At 58.1% G+C, this 21,353-nt stretch carries 23 protein-coding genes and 1 tRNA gene; 17 read left to right on the forward strand and 7 right to left on the reverse strand.

Annotated elements, in window-relative coordinates; genetic code table 11:
* Positions 1-171: 171 nt before the first annotated feature.
* The 10 genes from thrS (at position 172) to AB4N73_RS04760 (ending at position 8,046) form a co-directional block, all read left to right on the forward strand.
* Positions 172-2,094 (forward strand): threonine--tRNA ligase, encoded by a 1,923-nt coding sequence (thrS, locus tag AB4N73_RS04715; protein WP_024012407.1) that lies wholly within the window; start codon positions 172-174, stop codon positions 2,092-2,094.
* On the forward strand, positions 2,094-2,645 hold the full coding sequence (infC, locus tag AB4N73_RS04720; protein ID WP_169432615.1) for a translation initiation factor IF-3: 552 nt from the start codon (positions 2,094-2,096) through the stop codon (positions 2,643-2,645). Before thrS ends, infC begins: the two co-directional genes overlap by 1 nt.
* A gap of 60 nt (positions 2,646-2,705) precedes the next feature.
* Positions 2,706-2,900, forward strand: coding sequence for a 50S ribosomal protein L35 (rpmI, locus tag AB4N73_RS04725; protein ID WP_002553160.1), 195 nt, complete (start codon positions 2,706-2,708; stop codon positions 2,898-2,900).
* 27 nt (positions 2,901-2,927) lie between these two features.
* Complete coding sequence (gene rplT / locus AB4N73_RS04730; RefSeq protein WP_002553161.1) at positions 2,928-3,284, forward strand: 50S ribosomal protein L20; 357 nt, start codon at positions 2,928-2,930, stop codon at positions 3,282-3,284.
* Positions 3,285-3,393: 109 nt separating this feature from the next.
* Complete coding sequence (pheS, locus tag AB4N73_RS04735; RefSeq protein WP_105708849.1) at positions 3,394-4,410, forward strand: phenylalanine--tRNA ligase subunit alpha; 1,017 nt, start codon at positions 3,394-3,396, stop codon at positions 4,408-4,410.
* Positions 4,411-4,436: 26 nt separating this feature from the next.
* Positions 4,437-6,815 carry a phenylalanine--tRNA ligase subunit beta gene (gene pheT / locus AB4N73_RS04740; RefSeq protein ID WP_460142985.1) on the forward strand — a complete coding sequence of 793 codons (2,379 nt, stop codon included), beginning with the start codon at positions 4,437-4,439 and terminating at the stop codon, positions 6,813-6,815.
* 3 nt (positions 6,816-6,818) lie between these two features.
* Complete coding sequence (gene ihfA, locus AB4N73_RS04745) at positions 6,819-7,121, forward strand: integration host factor subunit alpha (RefSeq protein ID WP_002553164.1); 303 nt, start codon at positions 6,819-6,821, stop codon at positions 7,119-7,121.
* Positions 7,102-7,458 carry a MerR family transcriptional regulator gene (locus AB4N73_RS04750; protein ID WP_003179985.1) on the forward strand — a complete coding sequence of 119 codons (357 nt, stop codon included), beginning with the start codon at positions 7,102-7,104 and terminating at the stop codon, positions 7,456-7,458. Before ihfA ends, AB4N73_RS04750 begins: the two co-directional genes overlap by 20 nt.
* A gap of 89 nt (positions 7,459-7,547) precedes the next feature.
* Positions 7,548-7,624 (forward strand) — tRNA-Pro (locus tag AB4N73_RS04755).
* A gap of 206 nt (positions 7,625-7,830) precedes the next feature.
* A complete protein-coding gene (locus tag AB4N73_RS04760; RefSeq protein WP_076567342.1) occupies positions 7,831-8,046 on the forward strand; it encodes a hypothetical protein in 216 nt (71 codons plus the stop codon).
* A gap of 419 nt (positions 8,047-8,465) precedes the next feature.
* Here AB4N73_RS04760 and rtcR read toward each other — a convergent pair whose 3' ends face one another.
* On the reverse strand, positions 8,466-10,070 hold the full coding sequence (rtcR, locus tag AB4N73_RS04765; RefSeq protein ID WP_460143573.1) for an RNA repair transcriptional activator RtcR: 1,605 nt from the start codon (positions 10,068-10,070) through the stop codon (positions 8,466-8,468).
* Between the two features lie 195 nt (positions 10,071-10,265).
* On the opposite strand from rtcR, the gene AB4N73_RS04770 reads away from it, so the two are divergent.
* The 3 genes from AB4N73_RS04770 to AB4N73_RS04780 all read left to right on the forward strand — a co-directional run bounded on the left by AB4N73_RS04770 (position 10,266) and on the right by AB4N73_RS04780 (position 13,140).
* The gene (locus tag AB4N73_RS04770) at positions 10,266-11,492 is read left to right on the forward strand and encodes an RtcB family protein (protein ID WP_460142986.1); all 1,227 of its coding nucleotides are present in this window, start codon (positions 10,266-10,268) and stop codon (positions 11,490-11,492) included.
* A gap of 161 nt (positions 11,493-11,653) precedes the next feature.
* Positions 11,654-12,679, forward strand: coding sequence for an RNA 3'-terminal phosphate cyclase (gene rtcA / locus AB4N73_RS04775; RefSeq protein WP_460142987.1), 1,026 nt, complete (start codon positions 11,654-11,656; stop codon positions 12,677-12,679).
* A gap of 173 nt (positions 12,680-12,852) precedes the next feature.
* A complete protein-coding gene (locus AB4N73_RS04780) occupies positions 12,853-13,140 on the forward strand; it encodes a hypothetical protein (RefSeq protein WP_041478565.1) in 288 nt (95 codons plus the stop codon).
* A gap of 82 nt (positions 13,141-13,222) precedes the next feature.
* Here AB4N73_RS04780 and AB4N73_RS04785 read toward each other — a convergent pair whose 3' ends face one another.
* On the reverse strand, positions 13,223-13,438 hold the full coding sequence (locus AB4N73_RS04785) for a hypothetical protein (RefSeq protein ID WP_039762117.1): 216 nt from the start codon (positions 13,436-13,438) through the stop codon (positions 13,223-13,225).
* 127 nt (positions 13,439-13,565) lie between these two features.
* Complete coding sequence (locus AB4N73_RS04790) at positions 13,566-13,841, reverse strand: hypothetical protein (protein ID WP_041478567.1); 276 nt, start codon at positions 13,839-13,841, stop codon at positions 13,566-13,568.
* A gap of 196 nt (positions 13,842-14,037) precedes the next feature.
* Here AB4N73_RS04790 and AB4N73_RS04795 point away from each other — a divergent pair, with 196 nt between their 5' ends.
* Positions 14,038-14,367 (forward strand): hypothetical protein, encoded by a 330-nt coding sequence (locus tag AB4N73_RS04795; RefSeq protein ID WP_041478568.1) that lies wholly within the window; start codon positions 14,038-14,040, stop codon positions 14,365-14,367.
* A gap of 30 nt (positions 14,368-14,397) precedes the next feature.
* On the opposite strand, the gene AB4N73_RS04800 is transcribed toward AB4N73_RS04795, so the two are convergent.
* From AB4N73_RS04800 to AB4N73_RS04810, 3 genes are all read right to left on the reverse strand, one after another.
* On the reverse strand, positions 14,398-15,342 hold the full coding sequence (locus AB4N73_RS04800) for an alpha/beta hydrolase (protein ID WP_041478569.1): 945 nt from the start codon (positions 15,340-15,342) through the stop codon (positions 14,398-14,400).
* A gap of 114 nt (positions 15,343-15,456) precedes the next feature.
* Positions 15,457-16,455 (reverse strand): NAD(P)H-quinone oxidoreductase, encoded by a 999-nt coding sequence (locus tag AB4N73_RS04805; protein WP_315435650.1) that lies wholly within the window; start codon positions 16,453-16,455, stop codon positions 15,457-15,459.
* Positions 16,456-16,515: 60 nt separating this feature from the next.
* The gene (locus AB4N73_RS04810) at positions 16,516-17,715 is read right to left on the reverse strand and encodes a YbfB/YjiJ family MFS transporter (protein WP_460142988.1); all 1,200 of its coding nucleotides are present in this window, start codon (positions 17,713-17,715) and stop codon (positions 16,516-16,518) included.
* Between the two features lie 111 nt (positions 17,716-17,826).
* On the opposite strand from AB4N73_RS04810, the gene AB4N73_RS04815 reads away from it, so the two are divergent.
* Both AB4N73_RS04815 and AB4N73_RS04820 read left to right on the forward strand, forming a co-directional pair.
* Positions 17,827-18,702, forward strand: a complete 876-nt coding sequence (locus AB4N73_RS04815) for a LysR family transcriptional regulator (protein ID WP_460142989.1) — start codon at positions 17,827-17,829, stop codon at positions 18,700-18,702.
* A 180-nt stretch (positions 18,703-18,882) separates the two neighbouring features.
* Positions 18,883-19,389, forward strand: a complete 507-nt coding sequence (locus AB4N73_RS04820; RefSeq protein ID WP_460142990.1) for a hypothetical protein — start codon at positions 18,883-18,885, stop codon at positions 19,387-19,389.
* A gap of 41 nt (positions 19,390-19,430) precedes the next feature.
* Here AB4N73_RS04820 and AB4N73_RS04825 read toward each other — a convergent pair whose 3' ends face one another.
* Positions 19,431-20,153 carry a pirin family protein gene (locus AB4N73_RS04825; protein ID WP_056784475.1) on the reverse strand — a complete coding sequence of 241 codons (723 nt, stop codon included), beginning with the start codon at positions 20,151-20,153 and terminating at the stop codon, positions 19,431-19,433.
* 220 nt (positions 20,154-20,373) lie between these two features.
* On the opposite strand from AB4N73_RS04825, the gene AB4N73_RS04830 reads away from it, so the two are divergent.
* Entirely contained in the window at positions 20,374-21,324 is a 951-nt protein-coding gene (locus tag AB4N73_RS04830; protein ID WP_095179519.1) for a GlxA family transcriptional regulator, read from the forward strand.
* Positions 21,325-21,353 lie beyond the last annotated feature (29 nt).

Genomic DNA, 21,353 nt, shown 5'->3' on the forward strand with positions numbered 1-21,353 from the left:
ATTTTTCCGATTTGAATCCCAGTCACTCTGGTTCGGTTTTCCGGTTGGCCGCAAGGCTCCTGCCGCTGTAAGGCAGGCGTTCGTCATTGAATGGCCTGGATCGGATCTTGTACTGGCTCATCCCAACCCACGTGACCTTTGGTAGGGGTCACCACTAGGAGAGGAGGCGCCATGCCAACTATTACTCTTCCCGACGGCAGTCAACGTTCATTCGATCACCCGGTTTCCGTAGCCGAGGTCGCCGCATCCATTGGTGCAGGTCTGGCCAAAGCCACGCTCGCGGGCAAGGTCAATGGCCAACTGGTCGACGCCAGCGACATCATCAGCAGCGACGCGACCCTGCAAATCATTACGCCAAAGGATGAAGAGGGGCTGGAGATCATTCGCCACTCTTGCGCGCACCTGGTTGGCCACGCGGTCAAGCAGCTGTACCCGACCGCGAAGATGGTCATCGGCCCGGTCATCGACGAAGGCTTCTATTACGACATCGCCTACGAGCGTCCTTTCACGCCGGAAGACATGGCGGCCATCGAGCAGCGCATGCAGCAGCTGATCGAGAAGGATTATGACGTCATCAAGAAAGTCACTCCGCGCGCGGAAGTGATCGAAGTGTTCAAGGCCCGCGGCGAAGATTACAAGCTGCGTCTGGTCGAAGACATGCCGAACGAGCAGGCCATGGGTCTGTACTATCACGAAGAATACGTCGACATGTGCCGCGGTCCGCACGTGCCGAACACGCGTTTCCTGAAATCCTTCAAGCTGACCAAGCTGTCGGGCGCCTACTGGCGTGGCGACGCCAAGAACGAGCAATTGCAGCGCGTCTACGGCACCGCTTGGGCGGACAAGAAACAGCTGGCGGCTTACATTCAGCGCATCGAAGAAGCCGAGAAGCGCGATCACCGCAAGATCGGCAAGCGTCTGGGCCTGTTCCACACTCAGGAAGAGTCGCCGGGCATGGTGTTCTGGCACCCGAATGGATGGACTCTATACCAGGTGCTCGAGCAGTACATGCGCAAGATCCAGCGCGACAACGGCTACCTTGAGATCAAGACTCCTCAAGTCGTCGACCGCAGCCTGTGGGAAAAATCCGGGCACTGGGCCAACTACGCCGACAACATGTTCACCACTCAGTCGGAAAACCGCGACTACGCCATCAAGCCGATGAACTGCCCATGCCACGTGCAGGTGTTCAATCAGGGCCTGAAAAGCTACCGCGAGTTGCCGATGCGTCTGGCCGAGTTCGGTGCTTGCCACCGTAACGAGCCGTCGGGTGCGTTGCATGGCATCATGCGCGTGCGAGCGTTTACTCAGGACGACGCGCATATCTTCTGCACCGAAGAGCAGATGCAGGCCGAGTCCGCTGCGTTCATCAAGCTGACCATGGATGTCTATCGCGATTTCGGCTTTACCGAAGTCGAGATGAAACTGTCCACTCGTCCGGAAAAACGCGTCGGCTCCGATGAGCTGTGGGATCGCGCTGAAGCTGCATTGGCTGCAGCCCTTGATTCTGCTGGCCTGCCGTACGATCTGCAGCCGGGCGAGGGTGCTTTCTACGGGCCGAAGATCGAGTTCTCGCTGAAAGATTGTCTCGGTCGAGTCTGGCAGTGTGGTACCTTGCAGCTCGATTTTAACCTGCCTGTCCGTTTGGGCGCTGAATACGTCTCTGAAGACAACAGCCGCAAACACCCGGTGATGTTGCACCGCGCGATCCTCGGTTCGTTCGAGCGTTTCGTCGGGATTCTGATCGAGCACTACGAAGGTGCTTTCCCTGCGTGGCTCGCGCCGACCCAGGCGGTGATCATGAATATCACTGATAAACAGGCAGATTTTGTTGCAGAGGTTGAAAAAACTCTCAACGAAAGCGGATTTCGTGCCAAGTCCGACTTGAGAAATGAAAAGATCGGCTTTAAAATCCGCGAGCATACTTTGCTCAAGGTTCCCTATCTTTTGGTTATCGGAGATAAGGAAGTCGAGATGCAGACTGTCGCTGTGCGTACTCGTGAAGGTGCTGACCTGGGCTCGATGCCCGTCGCCCAGTTCGCTGAGTTTCTCGCGCAAGCGGTTTCCCGGCGTGGTCGCCCAGATTCGGAGTAATTATTATTAAGCGTGAAATGAGACAAGATAAACGAGCTGCACCGAAAGCCCCGATCAACGAGAATATCTCGGCACGCGAGGTTCGGTTAATTGGCGCTGATGGCGAGCAGATTGGCATCGTCTCGATTGATGAAGCGCTTCGTATCGCTGAAGAAGCAAAGCTTGATCTGGTGGAAATTTCCGCAGATGCAGTCCCGCCTGTTTGCCGGGTGATGGACTACGGCAAATCGATCTTCGAGAAGAAGAAGCAGATTGCCGCGGCGAAGAAAAACCAGAAGCAGATTCAGGTTAAAGAAATCAAGTTTCGTCCAGGGACGGAGGAAGGGGATTACCAGGTAAAACTGCGCAACCTGGTACGTTTCCTGAGTGACGGGGACAGGGCCAAGGTATCCTTGCGATTCCGCGGCCGTGAGATGGCCCACCAGGAGCTGGGGATGGAACTCCTCAAGCGGGTTGAACAAGACCTGCTCGAGTACGGTTCGGTCGAACAGCATCCTAAGATGGAAGGACGCCAGCTGATCATGGTCATCGCCCCGAAAAAGAAGAAGTAATCAACAGGGCACGGCAGGCCTTCTGATTATGTTTATCAACTGAATGCGGAGTATCCGAACATGCCAAAAATGAAAACCAAAAGTGGTGCTGCCAAGCGGTTTCTGAAAACTGCTAACGGCATCAAGCACAAGCACGCTTTCAAGAGCCACATCCTGACTAAAATGTCGACCAAGCGTAAGCGTCAACTGCGCGGTAGCAGCTTGCTGCATCCGTCTGACGTGGCAAAAGTCGAGCGCATGCTGCGCCTTCGTTAATTTAGTCAAGAATAGAGGAAGTAACTCATGGCTCGTGTAAAGCGTGGCGTCATTGCCCGTAAGCGTCACAAAAAAATTCTGAAACTTGCTAAAGGCTACTACGGCGCACGCTCCCGCGTATTCCGTGTTGCCAAGCAAGCGGTAATCAAGGCAGGCCAATACGCCTACCGTGACCGTCGTCAGAAAAAACGTCAGTTCCGCGCTCTGTGGATCGCTCGTATCAACGCTGGTGCTCGTGTTAACGGTCTGTCCTACAGCCGTTTCATCGCTGGCCTGAAAAAAGCGTCCATCGAGATCGACCGTAAGGTTCTGGCTGATCTGGCAGTGAACGAAAAAGCGGCGTTTGCTGCGATTGTCGAGAAAGCTAAAGCCACCTTGGCTTAAGTACCCCCGACAGTCACCCGGCCTCACCTCTGTGGGGCCAGGTGTTAAACGTCATAAATAGGGGAAGAGCCTTCAAGCTCTTCCCCTATTTTGTATCTGGAGTCTGTACATGGAAAACCTGGACGCGCTGGTCTCTCAAGCACTAGAGGCTGTGCAAAGCGCTGAAGATATCAATGCCCTGGAGCAAATCCGGGTTCAATACCTTGGCAAGAAGGGCGAATTGACTCAGGTGATGAAGACCCTGGGGAATCTGCCGGCCGAAGAGCGTCCGCAAGTCGGTGCGCTGATCAACGTTGCCAAGGAACGTGTTACAGGCGTTCTCAATGCGCGCATGGCATTGTTTGAAGAAGCCGAACTGGCTGCCAAACTGTCTGCCGAATCCATCGACGTGACGTTGCCGGGCCGTGGCCAGACCTCTGGCGGTCTGCATCCGGTCACCCGGACTCTGGAGCGCGTCGAGCAGTTCTTCACCCACATTGGCTACGGCATCGCCGAAGGTCCTGAGGTCGAAGACGACTACCACAACTTTGAAGCGCTCAACATCCCAGGCCATCACCCGGCCCGGTCGATGCATGACACCTTCTATTTCAATGCCAACATGTTGCTGCGCACCCATACCTCGCCGGTACAGGTCCGCACCATGGAATCCAAGCAGCCGCCGATCCGCATCGTCTGCCCGGGCCGCGTCTATCGCAGCGACTCCGATATCACCCATTCGCCGATGTTCCACCAGGTCGAAGGCCTGCTGGTTGATCGCGATATCAATTTTGCCGATCTCAAAGGCACCATCGAAGAATTCCTGAGGGTGTTCTTCGAGAAAGAACTGGCCGTGCGTTTCCGTCCTTCGTATTTCCCCTTCACCGAGCCATCCGCTGAAGTCGATATGGAATGCGTGATGTGCAGCGGCAAAGGCTGCCGCGTCTGCAAGCAGACCGGCTGGCTGGAAGTGATGGGCTGCGGCATGGTTCACCCGAACGTGCTGCGCATGTCCGGCATCGATCCGGAAGAGTTCTCCGGATTTGCCTTCGGCATGGGTGTCGAGCGTCTGGCCATGCTCCGTTACGGCGTGAACGACTTGCGTCTGTTCTTCGACAACGACTTGCGGTTCCTCGCGCAATTTCGCTAGTCGTAACGAATTCTTAGGAGAGCAGGATGAAATTCAGTGAACAATGGCTGCGTGGCTGGGTCAGCCCGCAGGTAGATCGCGACGAGCTGGTTGCCCGTCTGTCGATGGCCGGTCTTGAGGTCGATAGCGTTACTCCGGCCGCCGGCGTATTCAGTGGTGTGGTGGTGGGTGAGGTGCTGAGCACCGAGCAGCATCCGGACGCCGACAAGTTGCGCGTATGCCAGGTCAGCAATGGCGCGGAAACCTTCCAGGTCGTGTGCGGAGCGCCAAACGTGCGCCCGGGCCTGAAGATTCCGTTCGCCATGATTGGCGCAGAGCTGCCGGGCGACTTCAAGATCAAGAAGGCCAAGCTGCGTGGCGTCGAGTCCAACGGCATGCTGTGCTCGCAGGCAGAGCTGCAGGTCGGTGAGGGCAACGACGGTCTGATGGAGTTGCCGGCTGATGCGCCGGTGGGCGAAGATTTCCGTGTGTATCTGGATCTGGAAGACGCCAGCATCGAGGTCGACCTGACCCCGAACCGTGGCGACTGCCTGTCCCTGGCCGGTCTGGCTCGTGAAGTCGGCGCGCTGTACGCCGTGCCGGTAACCCGTCCTGTGGTGGCTGCGGTTGCAGCGGTACACGACGAAGTCCGCTCGGTCGAGGTGCTGGCCCCGGCGGCCTGCCCACGTTACTTGGGGCGGGTCATCCGTAACGTCGACCTGACCAAGCCAACCCCTCTCTGGATGGTTGAGCGTCTGCGTCGCGCCGACGTGCGCAGCATCGACGCTGCCGTCGACATCACCAACTACGTGATGCTCGAGCTCGGCCAACCGCTGCACGCTTTCGATCTCGCCGAAATCAATGGCGGCATTCGTGTGCGCATGGCTGAAGAGGGCGAGAAGCTGGTTCTGCTTGATGGTCAGGAAGTCAGCCTGCGTAGCGATACGCTGGTCATCGCTGACCACACTCGTGCACTGGCGATCGCTGGCGTCATGGGTGGCGAGCACAGCGGTGTTTCCGCGACCACGCGCGATGTGTTCCTCGAATCTGCGTTCTTCGATCAGATTGCTGTTGCCGGCAAGGCACGTTCCTACGGCTTGCACACCGACGCTTCGCATCGCTACGAGCGTGGCGTTGACTGGCAACTGGCCCGTGAAGCCATGGAGCGCGCCACTGGCCTGCTGCTGGAAATCACTGGCGGCGAAGCTGGTCCGATCATCGAGACCGTCAGCGAGCAACACCTGCCATCGATTGCACCGATCACTTTGCGTGCTCAGCGCATCACTCAGATGCTCGGCATGGAGATGGATTCGGCACAGGTCGAGCGTCTGCTCAGTGCCCTGGGCCTGAGCATTACCGCTGATGGCGAAGGCCAATGGCGAGTTGAAGTGCCAAGCCACCGCTTCGATATCAGCCTGGAAGTCGACCTGATCGAAGAGCTGGCACGTCTGTACGGTTACAACCGTCTGCCGGTTCGCTACCCGCAAGCGCGTCTGGCGCCGCAAGCCAAGGCAGAAGCGCGTAGTGATCTGCCTGAGCTGCGTCGTCTGCTGGTTGCTCGTGGTTATCAGGAAGCGATCACTTACAGCTTCATCGATCCGCGTCAGTTCGAACTGTTCAATCCAGGTGTCGAGCCGCTGTTGCTGGCCAATCCGATCTCCAACGATATGGCCGCCATGCGCTCGTCGTTGTGGCCAGGTCTGGTCAAGGCGTTGCAGCACAACCTCAACCGTCAGCAGGATCGCGTGCGTCTGTTCGAGAGCGGCCTGCGCTTCGTTGGTCAGCTTGAAGGCTTGAAGCAAGAGCCGATGCTGTCCGGGGTTGTTTGCGGGAGTCGCTTGCCGGAAGGCTGGGCGCAGGGTTGGGATACTGTCGACTTCTTCGACGTGAAGGCTGACGTGGAAGCGGTGCTGGGTTTCGCCGGTGCCCTGGATTCGTTCACCTTTGCTCCGGGCAAGCACCCGGCGCTGCATCCGGGTCAGACCGCGCGCATCGAGCGTGAAGGTCGCGAAGTAGGCTTCATTGGTGCGATCCACCCAGAATTGTCGAAAGCCTTGGGGCTGGATCGTCCGGTGTTCGTCTTCGAGCTGGTTCTGGCGGAAGTGGCGCTCGGTAAAATGCCGAAATTCCACGAGTTGTCGCGCTTTCCTGAAGTGCGTCGTGACCTTGCACTGATCGCGCACAAAGACGTCGCGGCCTCGGCTGTGCTGGACGTAATCCGTGAAAATGCAGGCGAATGGCTCACAGAGCTCAGGCTGTTTGACGTGTATCAGGGTAAAGGTATTGATCCTGATAGAAAAAGCCTTGCAGTCGGCTTGACCTGGCAGCATCCATCGCGCACTCTTAATGACGAAGAGGTGAATTCGACGACGCAAAATATCCTCACCTCGCTCGAACAAAGGTTGAACGCCACGTTAAGGAAGTGACGTATGGGGGCTTTGACGAAAGCTGAGATGGCGGAACGTCTGTATGAAGAGCTGGGCCTGAACAAGCGGGAAGCCAAGGAATTGGTCGAACTGTTTTTCGAGGAAATCAGGCACGCTCTTGAAGACAACGAGCAGGTCAAATTGTCCGGTTTCGGCAATTTCGACCTTCGGGACAAACGCCAGCGGCCTGGCCGCAACCCGAAAACGGGGGAAGAAATCCCGATCACGGCTCGCCGTGTGGTCACCTTTCGTCCAGGGCAGAAGTTGAAGGCCCGAGTTGAGGCTTATGCTGGAACCAAGTCATAACGACGAACTACCCGTCATCCCGGGCAAACGCTACTTCACCATTGGTGAAGTCAGCGAGCTGTGTGCCGTAAAGCCACACGTGCTGCGCTACTGGGAGCAGGAGTTTCCTCAGCTCAACCCCGTCAAACGCCGCGGGAACCGCCGGTATTATCAGCGCCAGGACGTGCTGATGATCCGGCAGATCCGCGCGCTCCTTTACGATCAGGGTTTCACCATCGGCGGCGCACGTCTGCGCCTGTCCGGCGACGAAGCCAAAGATGACACCACACAGTACAAACAGATGATTCGGCAGATGATTGCCGAATTGGAAGATGTGCTGGTGGTACTCAAGAAATAAAAAGCTGCGTTTGAATACTTCCAGTTTTCAAAAGCTTGCGATATATTCTTGAGCGTTCTTCGAGGTGAAGAACGGGGTGCAACATCAGTCGGGGCGTAGCGCAGTCCGGTAGCGCACTAGCATGGGGTGCTAGGGGTCGAGTGTTCGAATCACTCCGTCCCGACCATATTTTTCAATGACTTAGGCCAATGTTCACAGCATTGGCCTTTTTCATGTGTGTGAGATTTGCGGGGCTACTCGATCACGCCTGCGACTCGCACCAAGTGTTTGGATTTGTAAGAAAGTCCGCTCGTCGAGCAAATAGCACTCTCTGTGCGCCGATCTTCTCTTACTTATTAAGCGCAGCCCCTGCGCCACTGACGGGAGAGAATGATGATCGACGACAACAACGGCCCTGAAGCGCCATATCCGGGACCAGACGAACAAACCCCTGATTCTGGCGAGGGTCATGATTCCGGCCTGGAGCAGGCTGATTCTGAGCCGAAGCAGGGCACCGACGAACGACCAGAGGACTGGAATCCGCCACCCGGCAATCCTGGCTCTGATCAGGACGCCCAGACGGGCCGAGATAATGGCGGCGCTAAGTAAGCCCGATCAATTGTAATAGTTCACGAGACCCGGCCATCGCGCCGGGTTTTTATTGCCGCCCAACCCTCTATCGACATCCTTGGGCGCAGACGGTTATTTGGGCGTGGGTGGGCGAAGCCGAGCGGCGCCGGCGGCTGGACGCTTCGATCCAGGCGCCGGCAACAAGCATGTTCACTCTACGATGCAGATCCAGCGATGGTTGTATCGATAGGGTGCGCGGGTGAAATGGACGTCTGAGACCATTTTCATGCCTCGCTCTTGGAGCGCTTCGGTCAGTTGTACGAGTGTCTCTGCCTGGATAGTCATTGCTGTCACCTCGTCAGATTTACTGCGTTCATAATTCTTGACCGAGAGATCAGGCGGCTAATTCATTTTTTCTACAGTCATCATTGAAGTAGTGCGATCAAGAGCGCTGTGCTTCACTTCGTGTCCACTAACTTGCCCCATTCAAGTCCGAACCGCGCCAGGTACTTCCTCAAGCGATCGGCATCATTAGGCTGCGCCTTGGCCTGCCGGGAAACACTGAACAGCTGTCGGCCGGCATCGGACAAGCTGTCGGCCTGCCGGCACACCTCAATGACAGCCTTCAACTGCAATCGATCGAACAAGTCCATGCTCTCGCTATCTCCCGGCAACTCAGTTGATACCGCAGTGGGTTGCGCCAAGCCCCATGCATATCGCAATCGATCGATCTCATCGTCTACCTGCGCTTCATCGATGCGTCCGCTTTCGGCCAGAGTTGCCATCCGTGTAATCGATGCGGAGAGTTCGCGAAAGTTGCCCAGCCAGGCTGCTGCAGGTGAGCTGGCGAAGGCCAGGTAGCGTCGGCGTGCTTCGAGATTGAGACGCGCGCGTTGCCCATGTTCGCGCGCGTGGCGTTCCAGTTCGAAATCGATATTTGGCTCGATGTCCTCGCGGCGGCCGGCGAGGCCGGGCAGGTCGAATGTCCAGAGGTTGATCCTTGCGTACAGGTCCTCGCGAAAAAGGCCTTCGGCGACGCGGCTGCGCAGGTCGCGGTGGGTGCCGGCGATTATCAGAAAATCACTCTCGACTTCCTTGTCCGAGCCCAGCGGGAAGAAGCGTTTCTCTTCGATTGCTTTTAACAGCATCGCTTGTTCGTCTGCGCCGAGCTCGCCGATTTCATCGAGAAACAGCATGCCGCCGTTTGCGGCGCGCAGCAGGCCATCGCGAGCGTTTTGCGCGCCGGTGAAGGCGCCTTTGACGTGGCCGAACAAGGCCGACATCGCGCCGTCGCCACGCAAAGTAGCGCAGTTGACTTCGACAAAGCGTCCCTGCATCTGATGGCGATTGCGTTTGAGTTCGTAGATGCGCCGCGCCAGGAAGGATTTGCCGGCGCCGGTCGGGCCGATCAGCAGCATGGGGGCTTTCGAGCGCAGCGCAACGCGCTCTATCTGTTCAATGGAGCGGTTGAAGGCCGGGTTGCGCGTGGCGATGCCGGACTTGAGAAATTCGAGGCCTTCGAGACGTTTGCTGGCGAAGCGTGAGGCGATGCGATCATAGCGCGACAGATCGAGATCGATCAGCGCGTGAGTGCCGCAGGCGGGCTCGTTATCGTTCTTGCGCTTGGCGGGGGAGGTCTGAATCAGCCGGGCTGGCAGATAGCGCGCCTCGGTCAGCAGGAACCAGCAGATCTGTGCGACGTGGGTGCCGGTGGTGATGTGGACGAGGTAATCCTCGTGCTCAGTGTCAAAATTGTACGCAGTGGTGAAGTCGTGCAGTGCGCCGTACACCTCTTCGAAATCCCAAGGATTGCGCAGCGACATTGGATGCAGGCGCACTTCGGTGCTCGGAGAAATCTGCTGGATGTCCGCTCGGACACGCTCGGCGAGGCTGACGTCGCGCGCGTCGAGGCCGTGAATCAATTCAAGCCGATGGATAGGGAGTTCTGTTTGTTGGCACAGACCTACGCTTGGTCGCCAATAATTCCAACGGCTGGCACCTTTGCCGACACGATCCAGGGTGGCTCCGATAAATCCGATGGCGACCGTGCGTTTGTTGGGCATGCTTATCTCATAAGATAAATGACGATATGCAATGATAATTTTGCTGGTCTGATTTGTCTTCCATAGATTATCGAGACTCGTCGAATCAGAGATAAAAGCTATTAAAATCAGAAACATAGCAGAAAAAACCATAGCCGCATCCAAAGCTGGCACAGCGGCTGCAATGCTGGTGGAAACGAACATGGACACCAAGATATGAAAGACCAAACCTACCAGCTTCTCGAAGTCGCCGACGGCAAGCCAATCAAACTCTGGACCGAAGGCGTTCCAGTAGAAAATGAAGCCCGCGCGCAATTGATGAACACTGCGAAAATGCCCTTCATCTTCAAGCATCTGGCGGTGATGCCGGATGTGCACCTGGGCAAGGGGTCAACCATCGGCAGCGTTATTCCAACGGTCGGCGCGATCATTCCCGCAGCGGTGGGCGTCGACATCGGTTGTGGAATGATCGCTGCCCGTACATCGCTGATGGCTTCGGATCTGCCGGACAACCTCCACGGACTGCGTAGCGCCATCGAGCAAGCGGTGCCACATGGCCGCAGTTCGAATCGTTCGCGGCGAGACAAAGGCGCCTGGGATGAGATTCCTCAGCAAGCCGATCAGGCCTGGGCGGGGTTGCAGCCGCGCTTCAAACTGATCACCGACAAGTATCCGAAACTGGCCAACACCAACAACCGTGGGCACTTGGGGACGCTCGGCAGTGGCAACCATTTCATCGAAGTGTGCCTGGACGAGGCCAATCGGGTGTGGTTCATGCTGCACAGCGGTTCGCGTGGCGTCGGCAACGCTATCGGCAACCTGTTCATCCAGATGGCCCAAGCCGATATGCGTCAGCACATTGCCAACCTGCCGGACCGTGACCTGGCCTATTTCGAAGAAGGCAGCCAGCACTTTGATGATTACGTGGAAGCAGTGGGGTGGGCGCAGGACTTCGCCAGACAGAACCGCGAACTGATGATGCGCGCGGTGGTTCAGGCCACGCGGCAGATCATCCGCAAGCCGTTCGAAGTGGCGCTGGAGGCGGTCAACTGCCACCACAATTACGTGCAGAAGGAACGGCATTTCGGTGAAGACGTGCTGATTACCCGCAAAGGCGCGGTGTCAGCGAAGAAGGGCGAACTGGGGATTATTCCGGGCTCGATGGGCGCCAAGAGTTTCATTGTGCGCGGTCTGGGCAACGAAGAGTCGTTCAGTTCCTGCAGCCACGGCGCCGGGCGCACCATGAGCCGCACCAAGGCCAAGAATACCTTCACCGTCGCCGATCAGATCCGCGCCACTGCCCACGTGGAATGCCGCAAGGACGAAGCGGTGATTGACGAAATTCCGATGGCCTACAAGGACATCGACAAAGTCATGCACGCCCAGCGTGAGCTGGTGGAAGTGCTGCACACCCTGCGTCAGGTGGTGTGCGTCAAAGGCTAAGGAACTACAGTGCTGGCGAGAATTCTGCGTCCGGCGCTGCCCCGGTTCATCGCGGCTGAGCTGAAGCGCGAATTATCAATATTGATCGTAACTCAGGAAGACCCACGACGGTTTAACGGTACCTCAGAGACACCGTCGGGCTATACGCGTAAGGATTTGCAATGAAAGAGATAATCGAACTGGACGGTGCCATCGGTGGCGGCCAGGTGTTGCGCAGTGCGCTGAGCCTGTCGATGGTGACAGGTCGGGCGTTTCGCATTAAACAGATTCGCGCCAGACGCAGTCGTCCGGGATTGCTGCGTCAGCACCTGACAGCCGTGATGGCTGCGGGCGAGGTTTGTGGTGCACAGATATCTGGTGCGCATCTGGGGTCGCAAGGCCTGAGCTTCGAACCGGGCGAAATTCGCGGCGGCGACTTTCAGTTCGCTATCGGCACGGCCGGCAGCTGCACGCTGGTGCTGCAGACGTTGCTGCCAGCCTTGCTGCGGGCATCGAAGGCCAGTCGGGTGACGATCTCCGGTGGCACGCATAATCCGCTGGCGCCGCCGACGGATTTCCTGTCGCGCAGTTGGTTGCCGCTGCTGCGGCGCATGGGCGGCGATGTCGAGTTGGAGTTGCTGCGTCATGGTTTCGTACCGGCTGGCGGTGGCGAAATTGCGGTGAAGGTGCAGCCCTCGCGCCTCACGCGCCTGGACCTGTGTGAGCGCGGCGAGGCAGTCTCACGACGCGCATTGGCGCTGACCGCAGGTCTCGCACCCACTGTCGCTCAGCGAGAGCTGAGTCAGGTGGCCAAGCGTTTGAACTGGCCAGTGGAGGCGCTGCAACCTATGGCGCTTGACCCGGCACGCGGTCCGGGCAATGTGTTATTGCTGGAGTATGTTTTCGAGCATGTCACTGAGGTGTTCAGCGCATTTGGCCAAGTGTCGTTACGCGCCGAGAAGGTGGCCGATGCCGCAATCAATCAGGCCGTCGACTGGTTGTGCAGTAATGCTGCTGTCGCTGAGCATCTGGCCGATCAGTTGCTGTTGCCGATGGCGCTGGCCGGTGGCGGATCGTTCACCACGCCGCGCATGACTGATCATCTGCGCAGCAACATCGAAGTCATTCACCTGTTTTTGCCGGTCCGTATCGATTGCCGAGAGGAGGGCGGCGATCGCTTGCGGGTAGACGTTTTCCAAACCGATTAACAGCGGCCGGCAACCGGAAAGCAGTTGCACAACCTCATGCAGGTGAGGCTAGCCTTCAGCCATTAGCACATCCGACCTAATTGCCCCCGTTCTGGCTCGACCTTAAAGTCATTTCGCTTGGCAGGTTATTGCCAGTATTTCTCCGGTATGAAAATCAAAAAGGTCGATCTGCAATGAACTCATCAAGGACTATCCCGGTTCTCGCTTTATTCGCAACAATGGCGCTCGCAGTTACTGGATGCCAGACCGTCAAACCGGGAGAGAGTGATCTCAAGAATCGCGCACAGACCACCATCGGTAAACCCGTAATCAAGGTTTCAAATATCCGCAGCGACTTCAATACAACCTTCTACACCGCGCAAACCGAAAGTGGCGAATATACGTGCGAACTGCCGAGCGGCCCGATGGTTGCTCTGGGTTCCATGGGCATGGGGCTGGGCGCTCAGTGCACCAAGCAATGACTAATCAATCCTTTCGAAGCTGAAATAAAAAGGCCAATGTCGATGACATTGGCCTTTTTATTTAACGAATACTCGGCGCAGATCAGCTGTTTTTCGAGTTCAGCTTGCGCAGTTCTTCGTAGGTCGCCGATTGCACGAACCAGAAGCCAGAGACGATGCACCAGCCCAGGGTGCCGCCTACAAACATGCCGAGACCCGAAAGAAAGCTCTGGCTCATCATGAAGAGGGAAACGATCAGGATGACCGCCAGTGCGATGTAGAGAACGATGTTGTTGACGCCGATGACGAAATCTTTCATTTGCATTCCTTGGATGTATTTTCCTCTGGCCACCTTCTATGGTGGCCAGTGCGCGCATCATATTGATATCACCGTGGATTGCGCTAGTTCGGCGTCGGTATTTCGTTATGAATAGCAAAGTCCGTGGTTACTGAGCGGGCTTTTTCTCAAGATCTTCAGAGTCGCTCGACGTCGCCGCATCCTTCTCCGTCTCGTGCGGTTCTGAGCCCGCATTGGCGCCTGAAGACTCTTCACCTTTCTTGTTGGCCTTCTCATCATGGTCACTAGAGCTTTGTGCATGATTGACACCGGGCAGGGCGGTGGCGGGGGTGGCAGCGCCCGCTGTCGTTTCGGCTGCCCAAGCGTGGAGCGGGCCAATCAAGCATAGACTGAAAAACGACATTGCGAAGATTTTCTTGTTCATCACGTGAGCCTTCTACGCGGTGGGATGTACTGCTTTGGATAAGCCTGTCTGCCAAAGGTGCGCAGTACTGGACGAGCGGCGAAGCCTGATTGTATTCAGCCGGATCAGAAATCTCGCGACAGCAGGCAAATTGCTGGCCCCCATAGGTATTTCGCACCGGCAAAATCGCCTTTTTTCAAAAGGTTAGGTTGGCTATATGCGCACGATTGTCATCACCGTTGTGACGCTTTCCCTGGCTTTGATCGCCTCGGGAGTGCAGGCAAAAGAGTTGAGCAAGGGCCATCGCTTTGCCTGCACCTGGGGCTCGGATATTGCTGCCGGGGCGCAGCGATCAAAACTGTCCGGGGTTTCGCTGTATGGCGCGCGCAAGCAATTGCAGGTTCGCCGATTCCAGCAACCCTGGATGCGCATGACAGCGATGGGGATTACCGAGCAGACCTACAACAGCAGTTCGAAGCTCAAACCGGCAGCGGTCAAGCAGACCTATTACGAACAATGCGTACGCCATGAGTTGGCTCGGCGCTGATGCCGGTTTCTCAGGGCTGATTTACACAGCTCAGGAATCGCGAGAGCCCTTGGCGACTGCCGGCCCGGCAACCCGCGGCGCCGCTTTGGTCTGCATCAGTGCATCCAGAGCCTTGCGATAGCCCTGGCCGCCAAGCGCCATGCTGTTGTTGTGCGTCGCGCCGGGCACGAGCAGCAGGCGTTTGGGCTGCTCTGCGGCATTGAATAGCTGCTCGCTGAAGCGCGGCGGCACGAAGGCATCAGCCAGGCCATGCACCACCAGCAGTGGCATGTGAATGTCGGCGATCTTGTCGATGGAATCGAATTTCTGCGACAGGAGCCAACGCACAGGAAGCGAGGTGTTGGCCACGGCGGCAGCTACGTCGGCGAGAGAAGTGAAGGTAGATTCGATGACCAGACCGCGAACCGGCAGAGGTGTGTTGTTGCGCGCCGCGTTCTGTCCGAGCTCGGCCGCCAGATCAATCGCCACCGCACCGCCGAGAGAGTGGCCGTAGATCAGGCGCTTGTTCGGGTCCGGTTGCAGCAGCTGGAAGCGCTCCCAGGCCACGCGGGCATCTTCATAAACGCTGCTTTCGGATGGTAGATCACCCTTGCTTTGGCCGAACCCGCGATAATCGATGGCCAGCACCGAATAGCCCGCCGCGCGTAGTTGTTCTATGCGGAATAACTGTCCGGTGAGGTTCCAGCGCACACCATGCAAGTAAAGGATTGCCGGGGCATTGGCACGTTCCGCCGGCCACCACCAGGCATGGATGTTCTGCCCGGCCTTGAAACTCTTCGGTTGCAGATCGAGTTCCTGAACGCTGCCGGGCAGACCGCGATACCAGCCGGCGGTGCCCGGCTCGATGCGAAACAACAGTTTGCGCTCGGTGTGTTCCAGCACCGCACAACTCGTCGGCACGCCAATGATCAGCGCGGCCATCATGGCGAACGCCAAGCGGCGGCGTCGCAGACGGGTCAGGAAGGACAGGAACATTAATCGTTTCACCACAGCGCAGACAAAGAACGCTTTTTACCAGATGCCTCGGTCTGCGCGTGACTGTTTTTCGACCACCGTGCACGCCCAACGATTACAAGATGCTGCAATCGATCACGCCACCTGCAGCACAATCTTGCCGATATGATCGCCGCCCTCCATGCGGGCATGGGCCTGAGCCGCGTCAGCCAGCGGGTAAACCTTGTCGATGATCGGCAGGCAGCGCCCGGCGCTGAGGGCAGGCCAAACGTGTTCTTGCAGTTGATCGGCGATGGCGGCTTTTTCCGTAGCCGTACGCGCGCGCAGCAGCGAACCGGTGACCACCGCGCGTTTGCCGAGGATGGCCAGCAGATCGATGTCGTTGGCGCGGGCGCCGCCGAGAAAGCCGAGCATCACCAGTCGGCCATCCATTCCCAGTGCGCTGATGTTGCCGTTCAGATACGAGCCACCCATGATGTCGAGAATCACGTTCACGCCTTGATCTGCGGTCTTCTCGGCAATGACCTTGGCGAAATCTTCCTCACGATAGTTGATCGGTTGCCCGCCAAGCTGACGGATCGCGTCGCATTTTTCAGCACTGCCTGCGGTAGCAAACGCCTCGATGCCAAATTCACGACAGAGCATCAGCGCGGTGGTACCGATACCGCTGGTGCCACCGTGAATCAACACGCGCTGCCCGGCCTTGGCGGCGCCGAGGCCGAAAAGGTTGGCCCAGACGGTGAAAAAGGTTTCTGGAACTGCGGCGGCCTGGACCCAATCGACTCCATCCGGCACAGGCAAAGTCTGGCCGGCCGGAACCGCGCAATACTCGGCGTAGCCACCGCCATTGGTCAGCGCGCAGACCCGATCGCCGACCGCGAAACGCGTTACTCCGGCGCCAACCGCGACCACTTCGCCAGCCACTTCCAGACCGGGGATCGGGTCCATGCCGGGCTTCATCGGGTACTTGCCGGCGCGCTGCAAGGCGTCCGGACGATTGATTCCGGCGGCGTGAACACGGATCAGCACTTGGCCCTCGGAAGCAGTGGGCAGAGATACGCGCCTGGCTTGCAATACTTCAGGGCCGCCGGGTTGGGTGATTTCGATACGGGTCATTTCTTTAGGCAGTGACATGTCGATTCCTGTGGAGAAGGTCGTGTAGATGGGAGCGCAGACAGGGTGCAATGATTCCCCTCAGTTCGCCGCGCAGCGCGTTTCATTAGCAGAGGGCAGCCAGCGCATGGCTAGCTCCAGCAGTAGAGCCACGACGATTGCGCCAGCGGCGATCACAAACAGCAGCGTGTGCTGGCCGCCCGAGGCATTGAACAATGCCGAATAGGCAAACCCGGCCAGCGCCTGAAAGGTTGCGAATGACACAGTGGCACGGCTCCAGGCGATCTGCTGACGGTGATGCGACGGCACCAGCTCATGCACGCGGGCCAAAGCCAGAGGGACGATGCCCGGCGGGAACGAGCCGAGAATCACCGCCAGTAAAGCCAGCGCCAGAAACGCATGGGAGACGGCGAGCAAACCGAGGGCAATGGCTTGAACTACCAGCACCACGCGAATGCCAGTGCGTGCACCAAGCTGGTCGGCCAGGAAGCCGTAAGTCACCGGCCCGACAATCGCTCCCAGGCCATACATCACCCAGACCATTGCGCCGATATGCGCCCCGGCGCCCAGTCCGCGAGCCACGTAATCCACCAGAAACACCATGGCAGGCACCAGCCCGGCGGCCATGAACGCGTATTGAGCGAACAACAGGTAAACGCCCGACGGTGTCGGCTCATCAGCCGACGTTGCGTGCGCAGCCACAGGGTGCGCGGTATCCGCAGGCCAGCCGAACCAGCTCAACGCGGTCAGCAACAACGCCAGCGCGCCCAGCCCCAGCCATATTGCCTGCAAGCCAAGAGTCAGCAGTGGCGGCACGATGGTGCCGGAGCCAGCAATCCCCAGGCCGATGCCAAGGAAGATTGCGCCACTGGCCAGACCTCTGCGCGGCGCCGGAACGTGAGGCAGCACGGTTGCCGCCACCAGCACCATGATCGCGCCACCGGCTATGCCGGAAAGCAAACGCCAGCCGAAGAACCAGCTCACCGACAGCGGATAAGCACAGGCAAAAAATGCTCCCGTGACCGCGAGCATCATCAGGCGCAGGGCGTTGCGGTTACCCAGTCGATGGGCCATGGGCCGACCGAGCAGGGCGCCGATCAAGTAGCCGACCAGATTGGCCGCGCCGAGATAGACGACATCATTGGCGGAAAACCACTGCGCCTGAATCAGCGAAGGGATCAGCGGCGTGTAGGCGAAACGCGCCAGGCCAATGCTGACCAGGCTGGCACAAAGCCCGGCGAAGATCGGCAGCCAGATGCCGGAGGAATTTGCAGTACGCATGATAGCGATCTCACAAGAGGTGTATGGCGCTCAGCTTATCGGCTATCTTGGCTGCGCATATGCAGCGATTAAGCGGCAGAGTGATGCAAAAATGCTTCGATGAGGACCAGCATGAATTGGGATGATGCGCGGGCTTTTCTGGCGGTCTGTCGCGAGTCCACCTTGCGCGGAGCTGCACGAGTTCTGGGCGTGGACCAGGCCACTGTCGGGCGGCGTATTACCGCGCTGGAAAAGTCTTTGAGCGCGACGCTGTTCCTGCGTACCTCCGATGGCTACGCGCTGACCAGTGTTGGTGAAGCGGCGCGTAAAAGTGTGGAAAAAATGGAGCATTCGGCACTGGAACTGGAGCGGCACATCCACGGGCTGGACGATCGTCTGACCGGTAACGTACGGGTCAGTACCACCGACTCGATGGCCATCGACTTCATCATCCCGGCGATGGCGCGCCTGCATGACCAGCACCCCGACGTGCAGATCCAGTTGGATGCGTCGACGCAAATCCTCAGTCTGGCCAAGCGCGAAGCCGATATCGCAGTGCGCAATACTCGGCCGGATAACCCGGATCTCATCGCTCGGCGAATCGCCCGTTGGCCTGTAGGACTTTTCGCAGCACAGGCCTATGTCGAGCGCCATGGAGAACCGCAGCCCGGCAACGCTTTCGAGGGCCATGATCTGGTGGTGTATCAGCCGTACTTACAGAGCAAAAAAGACCTCACGCTGGTCTCTGAACCGTTGACCCGCGGACGCATCGTCGCCACGCTCAGCTCCAGCCTCTTGGTGCGTCGAGCCCTTGCCGCAGGCCTCGGGATAGGCGAGATACCGGTATACATGGGCGAACGCGATGGCCTCGTCAGACTTTGGCCGGAGCGGACCCGGCCGCTGCCGTATGAAGTGTGGCTGGTCACCCACGCTGACCTGCGTCACACCGCGCGGGTACGGGCGGTCATCGAGCAGATCGTTGAGGCTTTTGCGCTGGAAAACGAATAAGTGGTTCAGGGTTTTGCCGAGGCTACAACTGCTGACGAAACAGCCTACGTCCGAGACAGAATGGGCCGGCTTGTTGTAGTCCGTGATGAGTTCTATTGTCACTGCAGCTCGATGCAGACCTCAGTGACGCATCGAAACGAAGAGCCAGGGAAGGCCGCGTAGCCGCAGAAAGGTGTCGAATTGAAAATCAGGGAAGTGAATCAATATGCAGTCACGGACAGATCGGACGCGGGGCGGAACAGGCAAATCATGAGCAGCATAAGTCGCGAAGAATTCGATGCCAGGATAGAAACCATCGAGACGAGGATGGATGGCCGCGTGGCAGAAATGCGCGCCGACATTCGCGGGTTCCTGGCTGCTCAGGCAGAGCGGGACAAGGTCTATCTTGAACGGGACAAGGCCCTGCAGGAACGGGACAAGCGTTATGACCTGATGTGGATGGGCGTGCAGAAAATCGCCGACGAATCGCGGGAAGCGATCAGACAGGCATCGACGGTAAAGGCCAATTACTGGGCTGCCACCACTGTGCATTTCCTCGGCGTGGCTTCCTTGCTGGTTGGCGCACATTTTGCCAATCAGGCGGCGTTGTTGACCACGATACAAACCACGCTGGCAGCGATTCAGATTGGCAAAGAGGTATCGTCACCCAAACCTGTCGTACAACCCTCAGCAGTGCCGCCGCAATAAGAAACGGCCTTCAGTGGAAGGCCGTTCTGCATCGCGCCAGATCATGGCATTTCCGGCAACTCCTGAGGCCGCAAGTCGAACACCAGCACTTCGGCATCGACCCCGTTGCTCAAGGTGAGCAGCTGTTCTTCACGAACCCGCACGCCGTCGCCTTCCTGCAAGGCTTGGCCATTGAGTTCGACGCTGCCACGCGCAACGTGCACGTAAGCGTAACGATTGGCCGGCAATTTCAGCGTGGCACTTTCCTCGCCGTCAAATAACCCGGCGTAGACCCGCGCATCCTGACGGACTTTCAGGGAGCCATTGCTACCGTCCGGCGAGATGATCAGTTGCAGGCGACCACGTTTTTTCTGCGCGCTGAAGTGTTCCTGTTGATAGCGCGGCTTGGCGCCGCTGACATCCGGCACGATCCAGATTTGCAGAAAGTGCACGGGCTTGGTGGCCGAGTGGTTGAACTCACTGTGCGCCACGCCGCTGCCGGCACTCATCAATTGCACGTCCCCGGGACGGATCACCGAGCCGGTACCGAGGGTGTCCTTGTGTTCCAGCGCGCCTTCGAGCACATAGGAAAAGATCTCCATGTCGCGGTGCGGGTGCTGGCCAAAGCCTTTGCCGGCGGCGACCCGGTCATCGTTGATCACCAGCAGATCGGAGAAACCCTGTTCACGCGGGTTGCGGTAGCTGGCGAAAGAAAAGGTGTGAAACGACTTCAACCAGCCGTGATTGGCGAGGCCGCGATCGGAGGCTTTGCGAAGAGTCAGCATGATGAAATCTCCTGGCGGGACGTGAATTCGTCCGAGTGAGGAGAAGGTTACTGGTTACCCGGTGAGGCAATAAGTAGATGGAAATTGAAAGACTGTCCGGCTCAGGTTGACAGTTTTGCGTTATGGTTCACCCATTCGATCACGCTCCTGAACACTCGGTCCGCCATAATGCCTTGGCTGAAGCGTGCGTATTGACCCTTGAATATGTGTGAAACCTCCCATGAAAACCGTGGCAATGGTGCTGTTCCCTGACTTTCTGATGCTCGACATGGCGGGGCCGCTGGAGGTGTTTTCAGTCGCCAACCGTTATCTGAAACCTGATCTGCACTATCAATTGACGACTCTCGGGACAGAGCGCGGCTTGCTGAGGGCGTCCAACGGCGTGCAGGTTCAGGCTGACTTGCACATCGACGAAGCGGCCGAGCGCTATGACCTGCTATTGGTGCCGGGCGGACCCGGCGCCTATAACCAGAGATTTCCCGAGCTGTTTGGCTGGTTGAAAAAAGCCGTGCCGCGCGCGGAGCGTTACGGTTCGATTTGCACTGGCGCATTCATCCTCGGCCACGCCTGCCTGCTTGATGGTTATCGCGTCACCACGCATTGGAACTACACCGAACGGCTGATCAAGGCTTTCCCGAAAACCACGGTGACCACCGATCAGATCTACGTCGAGGATCGTAATCTCATCACCTCCGGTGGCGTTACGGCCGGCATCGACCTGGCGCTGGCGGTGGTGGCCAGAGATCACGGCAAGAAAATCGCCCAGGACGTTGCCAAGGTCTTGTTGGTGGTCATGAAGCGCCAGGGCGGGCAAGCGCAGTTCAGCCCGTTGATGGCGGCAGTCTCACCGCAAGAAACGCCCATCACCCGCGCGCAGAATTACGTCCTTGAACATCTGGATGAAGCGTTCACCGTCGAGCGCATGGCCGGATTGGCGAACATGAGCGCACGGCACTTTGCTCGCCTGTTCGCCCGTGACGTCAATATGACGCCGATGGAGTTTTTGCAGAATGCCCGCATTGACTGCGCGCGAAACCTGTTGGAAACCGGCGATCTGCCGCTCAAGACCATCGCCTACAAAAGCGGCTTTGGCAGTGTCCGGCACATGCGCTCGTTGTTCGCCGAAAAGCTCGGTCTTACACCGTTACAATACCGCGAACAGTTCAGCTAGAGCGGTTCTGTCCGTCTGACGCAGTCGGA

This window comes from Pseudomonas sp. S3_B08, from assembly GCF_054667725.1.

Coding starts and splice junctions, on each gene's coding strand:
- AB4N73_RS04750 (WP_003179985.1), top strand. CDS start 7,102: ATGCTGGAACCAAGTCATAACGACGAACTACCCGTCATCCCGGGCAAA.
- AB4N73_RS04770 (WP_460142986.1), top strand. CDS start 10,266: ATGAAAGACCAAACCTACCAGCTTCTCGAAGTCGCCGACGGCAAGCCA.
- AB4N73_RS04810 (WP_460142988.1), bottom strand. CDS start 17,715: ATGCGTACTGCAAATTCCTCCGGCATCTGGCTGCCGATCTTCGCCGGG.
- AB4N73_RS04805 (WP_315435650.1), bottom strand. CDS start 16,455: ATGTCACTGCCTAAAGAAATGACCCGTATCGAAATCACCCAACCCGGC.
- AB4N73_RS04780 (WP_041478565.1), top strand. CDS start 12,853: ATGAACTCATCAAGGACTATCCCGGTTCTCGCTTTATTCGCAACAATG.
- rtcA (WP_460142987.1), top strand. CDS start 11,654: ATGAAAGAGATAATCGAACTGGACGGTGCCATCGGTGGCGGCCAGGTG.
- rpmI (WP_002553160.1), top strand. CDS start 2,706: ATGCCAAAAATGAAAACCAAAAGTGGTGCTGCCAAGCGGTTTCTGAAA.
- thrS (WP_024012407.1), top strand. CDS start 172: ATGCCAACTATTACTCTTCCCGACGGCAGTCAACGTTCATTCGATCAC.
- rplT (WP_002553161.1), top strand. CDS start 2,928: ATGGCTCGTGTAAAGCGTGGCGTCATTGCCCGTAAGCGTCACAAAAAA.
- AB4N73_RS04790 (WP_041478567.1), bottom strand. CDS start 13,841: ATGAACAAGAAAATCTTCGCAATGTCGTTTTTCAGTCTATGCTTGATT.
- AB4N73_RS04830 (WP_095179519.1), top strand. CDS start 20,374: ATGAAAACCGTGGCAATGGTGCTGTTCCCTGACTTTCTGATGCTCGAC.
- rtcR (WP_460143573.1), bottom strand. CDS start 10,070: ATGCCCAACAAACGCACGGTCGCCATCGGATTTATCGGAGCCACCCTG.
- pheT (WP_460142985.1), top strand. CDS start 4,437: ATGAAATTCAGTGAACAATGGCTGCGTGGCTGGGTCAGCCCGCAGGTA.
- AB4N73_RS04815 (WP_460142989.1), top strand. CDS start 17,827: ATGAATTGGGATGATGCGCGGGCTTTTCTGGCGGTCTGTCGCGAGTCC.
- AB4N73_RS04800 (WP_041478569.1), bottom strand. CDS start 15,342: ATGTTCCTGTCCTTCCTGACCCGTCTGCGACGCCGCCGCTTGGCGTTC.
- ihfA (WP_002553164.1), top strand. CDS start 6,819: ATGGGGGCTTTGACGAAAGCTGAGATGGCGGAACGTCTGTATGAAGAG.
- AB4N73_RS04825 (WP_056784475.1), bottom strand. CDS start 20,153: ATGCTGACTCTTCGCAAAGCCTCCGATCGCGGCCTCGCCAATCACGGC.
- AB4N73_RS04785 (WP_039762117.1), bottom strand. CDS start 13,438: ATGAAAGATTTCGTCATCGGCGTCAACAACATCGTTCTCTACATCGCA.
- AB4N73_RS04795 (WP_041478568.1), top strand. CDS start 14,038: ATGCGCACGATTGTCATCACCGTTGTGACGCTTTCCCTGGCTTTGATC.
- AB4N73_RS04760 (WP_076567342.1), top strand. CDS start 7,831: ATGATCGACGACAACAACGGCCCTGAAGCGCCATATCCGGGACCAGAC.
- pheS (WP_105708849.1), top strand. CDS start 3,394: ATGGAAAACCTGGACGCGCTGGTCTCTCAAGCACTAGAGGCTGTGCAA.